At 42.3% G+C, this 3,669-nt stretch carries 2 protein-coding genes; one reads left to right on the top strand and one right to left on the bottom strand.

The window, feature by feature from the left end; translation table 11 throughout:
* Positions 1 to 2,297 (top strand): CHAT domain-containing protein (locus DP116_RS28760; RefSeq protein ID WP_246275828.1); only part of this gene is annotated, 2,297 nt, incomplete at its 5' end.
* Between the two features lie 203 nt (positions 2,298 to 2,500).
* On the opposite strand, the gene DP116_RS27550 is transcribed toward DP116_RS28760, so the two are convergent.
* Positions 2,501 to 3,403 (bottom strand): extracellular catalytic domain type 1 short-chain-length polyhydroxyalkanoate depolymerase, encoded by a 903-nt coding sequence (locus DP116_RS27550; RefSeq protein WP_211173546.1) that lies wholly within the window; start codon positions 3,401 to 3,403, stop codon positions 2,501 to 2,503.
* Positions 3,404 to 3,669 lie beyond the last annotated feature (266 nt).

The raw sequence follows: 3,669 nt of genomic DNA on the forward strand, positions 1-3,669 counted from the left end.
ATAAACAAACTGCCCTCAAATACTTCAACGATTCTCTGCCTTTGAGTAAACAAGTCGGCGACAAAGCACAACAAGCAACAACCCTTTACAACCTCGCGTACCTAGAACGCGATCGCAACAACCTGCAAGCAGCCCGCACCAACGTAGAAACCGCAATCAAAATTATCGAAGAATTACGCACCAAAATCGACAGGCAAGAACTCCGCACTTCTTACTTTGCTACAGTAACGGGTTACTATAAATTCTACATCGACCTGCTGATGCAACTGCACAAAAAAGACCCATCCCAAGGATACGATGCATTAGCCCTACACATCAGCGAACGCTCCCGCGCCAGAAGCTTGATAGAACTATTAACTGAAGCAAATGCCAAAATTCTCAAAGGCGCAAACCCAGAACTCGTACAACAAGAACGCAACTTACTACAGCAAATTGATGCAACAGAGACACTGCGGCAAAATTTAGCAAATTCACCAAATAAAAACGACCTCATCACCAAAGCAGCTATTCAAAGACACACCACAGAAATTGAAAATCTCTTCAGCCAACACCAGGAAGTGCAAGCCAAAATCCGTACGACTAGCCCAGAATATGCAAAACTGACAAACCCAAACCCCGAAAAGGACATTCTCAAATTACCGCAAATCCAACAACAACTTGATAAAGACACTTTGCTATTGCAATATTCTTTGGGTGAAGAACGCAGTTATTTGTGGGCAGTTACTCCCACTTCAATGCAAGTTTACACTCTCCCCGGACAAAAGGAAATAGAAAAAGTTGCAGAGCGGTTCCGTACAGATTCGCAGCAAGTAACAACTACTGACTTAGCGATTAACAGCGCAAAACAACTCACTCAACTGATTCTCGCACCTGTTGCTGATAAATTACCAGGAAAGCGTTTGGTCATTGTTGCTGATGGTGGGCTGCAAACCATTCCCTTTGGGGCATTAGCTGATATTACTTCAAATAAATACCAACCACTGATGATAAACCATGAAATTGTCAATTTACCCTCAGCTTCAACCATTGCCATCCAACGCCAAAAACTCGCCAACCGCCAAAGCGCACCCAAAGCCATAGCGATTCTCGCCGACCCGGTATACAGTGCTACCGACACACGAGTGACAGGTAAACCGGAAAATACTCAACTCGCCCCCGAAATCCAATTTGAACGTTCTGCCCTTAACCGTTCCGCCAGAAGCCTCAAACGCAATGGTTTGCCCAGGCTAGCCAACACAGCAACAGAAGCAAAAGGAATTTTAAAACTGATACCAGCAGCAACTAGCCTGGAAGCATTGAGCTTTGATGCTAATTACGACTGGGCAACAAGCAAAACCCTCAATCAATTCCGTATCCTGCATTTTGCCACCCACGGCTTCGTCAATCAAGAGCAACCAGAGTTATCCGGGATTGTACTGTCATTGGTTGATAAAAAAGGCAAGCCAATCAGAGGATACTTGCGCTTGGGAGATTTGTTTAACCAAGACTACCCAGCAGAGTTAATCGTCTTGAGCGCCTGCGAAACCGGACTTGCGAATCAACCAGATAAAGCTGATGATCAAGAATTTAAACGAGCAGTTATTGGTTGGGATGACCGAGTTCCTATGTTAAGCCGACAATATCCTTGGTCGGCAATTGGTAGAGTACAGGGATTAACCACCAAAGGCGAGGACTATCATTGCACAGGTACATTAATCAGTGAAGATGTCGTTTTAACCAATTCACACTGCGTCATTGATCCTGAAACACACCAAGCTAGTCAAAAAATCTTGTTTCTCCCAAATCTTATCAATGGCAAAGTCGCGGATGAATCGGATATTGCCCAAGTTCAAAATGTCATTTATGGCACTGATTTCACTAAAACTAAGTTAGAGAATCAAACTGACGACTGGGCGCTTTTAAAACTCGATAAACCTATCGGCTTAAAATACGGATATCTCGGTTGGAAATCTTTACCCTCATCAACTCTCACCAAAAACCGGAATAAATATATTTTCGTTGGTTATTCTGGTGATTTCCCTAACACAAACAAAGAAAAGTATCGATTTTTTACCGCAGGTAAGGGATGGACAGCAAGCGTGCAAGTAGGTTGCAGCATCGTGGGTGAAGAAGGCAATGTGTTGTTACACGACTGCGATACCACTGGTGGTTCTTCCGGAGGAGCAATTATTGGCGTCATAGGTAATCAACCGTACATAATTGGTCTTAATAATGCAGAAATCAAAACTCGTGATGGAAGAGGGATAATCAACCTGGGTGTGAAGATTGATTTCTTAGATAGATTGGTAGGAAAATAAGTACAGTTCTAAATCATTTGTGAACAACAAGATTCTTGACTTCTAAAAGAAGTCGTAGGTTGGGTTGAACGGAGTGAAACCCAACAATATCAAACGTGTGTTGGGTTTCGCTTACGCTCTAACGCCACTTTGCTCAAGTCGGGAAACCCGCCCACCGCAAGTCGCTCCCCAACCTACCATTCTACTTCTTCCCTACACCCCTATTAAACAAAAGGTAGACTATGACGCTCAAAAAAATTCCAAATCGTCTGAGTTGAGTCTAAACCGAGATCTTTATTGAACTCATTCACATCTTTATCACTAGAAGTACCACCGTACCAGAGATGTCCGCCATCGACTACAGCTAATTGTACAACCTCGGAACCACCGCTACAACCGGAGTAGGAATAGGTTTTAACTTTTGAGCGATCGCGCCTTGCGCGGCTCCCTGCTGGAGCATCGCTCTGATTACCAGCCACGAATGCTACATTCTTCGCAGTATATGCAGGACATTGGTTGTGATCTCGCCAAAAGTTGACTGCTTCCGGAATAGAAACTAGCGCTCCTTTTTGAGTTTTTTCATCACCCTGATAATGTACAGATTGGTCGTTTGTGCCGTTAATCATCAACATTGATACAGGCATTTGTGGTTGACATGTTTGTTTAAGTCGCCTTGGCAGAGAACCAGCGACAGAGGCAAAAGCTGCTATTCTATCAGATAGTTGACAAGTCAAAGCTTGGGTTAATATTCCACCTCTAGAAAAACCAGTAGCATAGATTCTACGGCTATCGATATTTCTAACTTGTTCCAGGTGATTAATAAAATTCTTGACAAAAGAAACATCATCAATATTTCTTTTGCTTGTCTTTCTTAAGCTCCATCTCTGGTCAATTCCATCAGGATAAGCGACAAGAAACCCTTTTTGTTCTGCTAATGTATTAAATTGAGAAACATTACTAATTGAACGTCCACTACCTTCGTCTCCATGAAATACCAAAACTAATGGCATAGGACGACTAGGAGAATAGGACTTTGGCGTGTAAATATCGTAAGTCCGGGCGTAACCTTGGTCAGTTAATTCACCATTACTCTCACCATAAACAACTTTTCCCTGTCGTGAAGTCATTTGCTGCGCTTGCATTGATTCGCACGCTGTGACTAAACTCATTGAGAGTAAACAAATAAAGACTCGTTTAAGCAATTGAAAACTGAAATTGACATTCACGGTTAATTCTATTTAATAAAATTATAAGCATATTTTTTTTAGTATTATGAGTAATAGGATACACCTATTCACTCACGGTTGACCTCATACAAATGGCTGAATCTTTCTAAATAACAAACAGTCAAACTCTAACTACAGATAGAAGATGTCTCTTTCCGCACAAAGGG

The organism is Brasilonema bromeliae SPC951 (genome assembly GCF_012912135.1).
Classification (GTDB): domain Bacteria; phylum Cyanobacteriota; class Cyanobacteriia; order Cyanobacteriales; family Nostocaceae; genus Brasilonema; species Brasilonema bromeliae.